Genomic DNA, 2,309 nt, shown 5'->3' on the forward strand with positions numbered 1-2,309 from the left:
AAGTCTCTGTTGAAGATCTACGTGGCTGGTTTACTCATTGCTGTTATTGTACCTCAGTAGACTAGAAAATGCTCTATTTTTCTCTTGCTAAGATAACCGTATTTTCTCGGTACTCGTTAAAGATAAATCCGAGCATACTGAAAAACAAGTCAATACGTAAAGTGTACATTTTATGAATACTATATCAGCAAGCTCTGAAGCCGTTGAACTATTATCCTCTATTACAGGACAAAAAATAAGTAGAGAAAATGTTAATCCGTCTATACTTTTTCTAGCAGCAGTGATAACAGTGATGTTAGGAGTAGTTTTTGCAGATGGTACAGTTACAGATAGTGAAAAAAAAGAACTACAAATAATTCTGAATCGTTTTAATCTTCCAGAAGGAGATATGCGCCAGTTATCAAAGCTGCTGCTGAAAGGAATTCAACAACAGAAAATACATACAAAAATGGATTGTTTGCTGACACTGACTAAATTACTATCAGTTCCAGAAAAATTTTTATTAGTGAGTTTTAGTTATAGAATGTGTGTATCAGATGGAGAGTTAGATTTCCAGGAGCAGCAGTATTTAGAATCAATTGCCGAACGATTAGGAATTAACTCCCATCGCTTAACAGTTTTAAAAGCCGCTGTGTGCGGTAAAGAAATTTTAGAGACAACGGCATTAAATGAGTTACATTCTTTACTAGATCCAGCTAGATTTCAATCTCTCGGTACAGTATTTGTTAATGCAGCCAATCAAATAATTGAAGTTTTGCCTTCTGTATCAATACAACAAGAAACGCCAGCACAAACACACCAAAAATTTTCTTATGGCAAGTTAAAAGTATTTCATAAACATTGTCAACAACTAGATAATCTTTGCTATCAGCTTTTTCAGATAGTGCAAGAGTGTAGCAATCGCAATTTTTTATCCCAGTCTATAGTAAAAGAGATAAAAAGTATATCTCAAAAATTACATAATCAGAAATTTCGTGTAGCAGTTGTAGGAGAATTTAGTCAAGGTAAATCTACTGTACTCAATGCTTTACTAGGAGAGAAAATTCAGCCTATAAGAGCAATCCCTTGTAGTGGTGTAGTCACAACCCTAAAACATGGTTATCAAACAAAGATTGTTTGTTACTATAAAAATGGAAATCAGGAAGAAATTTCGTTTGAACAATATCAAATTAAGTCAGCTATTGTAAAAGAAGCAGCGTTAGATTGTCTGAGCGAACATTTGGTAAGTTCTGAAATAGACGAAATTGTTTTTGAACATCCTAATTTAGAATTATGCCGCAACGGTGTAGAAATTATTGATTCTCCTGGATTAAATGAGCATCCAGAACGGAGCTTGATAACTCAAAAGCTTCTTAAAGATATAGATGCAGTGATTTTTCTAGCAAATGCCTCACGTCCTCTCACTAAGTGGGAACAGGATTACTTGAGCAACGATCTAAGAATTAGTCTTAATGGTGGTAAAGATAATGAGCCTGCAAATAATATTTTTATTTTAGTCAATTTTATTGACTTACTAGATGAAGAAGAGGATCGACATGATGTCATGCAACGTTTTGAAACTTTTGTAAGTGGTAAAAATCCTATAGTTCGAGGTGGCGATCGAATTCATTTTATCTCTGCTAAAGCGGCATTAAAGGGAATTGCAAACGGAACAGAAGATGCGTATGTAAAAATATTTAAAAATTTTACTTGCGCTCTTGAAAAATTTCTCACTAATGAGCGGGGATATATAAAAATTCAGCATTCTAGTGATGCGATAAAAATCTTAGTACAGTCAATTTTATCTAGTTTAAATCAAGCAGAAAATACTTTAGATGGCAAGATTAACCTTTCTGAAGCAGAAAAGCAAAAAATTTTGGAACAGATTGGAGAAGCTAGCGGACGAGATTTTATACTTCAAGACCATGCTGACCAACTAGTACAGAACGTGATTCAACAAATATGTGAATCTTGGAATAAATGGATAGAAGGATTAGCGGATCGCGTAGCCGATAAAGGTGCTGAGTGGCATTCTAAATATCCATCATGGGAGAAGGAGAAGCTGTTGCAAGACTATGCAAATCAATTTACTCGCTCTTTATCTCAAGAAATGGATGATTGGTGGAAAACACAAGTCATAGATGGAATAGTTAAATCTCATTTCAGTGACTTAAATCAAAAAATTAGGCATGAACTAGAAGCGATAAAATCTAATTTTCAAATAATTGATTCTCAATTGAGCGATCGACTTAATGGGACTTTGTAAAGAAAGAGCGTGAAATCAGGGTAGAATACAAACCAAGACTCAGATTTACGTCAGTCTCGACAGG

At 34.4% G+C, this 2,309-nt stretch carries 1 protein-coding gene; it reads left to right on the forward strand.

The features are described 5' to 3' along the window. The first annotated feature begins 172 nt into the window (after positions 1-172). Positions 173-2,245, forward strand: coding sequence for a dynamin family protein (locus DSM107010_RS37585; RefSeq protein ID WP_106171543.1), 2,073 nt, complete (start codon positions 173-175; stop codon positions 2,243-2,245). Positions 2,246-2,309: the final 64 nt, after the last annotated feature.

This window comes from Chroococcidiopsis cubana SAG 39.79 (assembly GCF_003991895.1).
Taxonomy (GTDB): domain Bacteria; phylum Cyanobacteriota; class Cyanobacteriia; order Cyanobacteriales; family Chroococcidiopsidaceae; genus Chroococcidiopsis; species Chroococcidiopsis thermalis.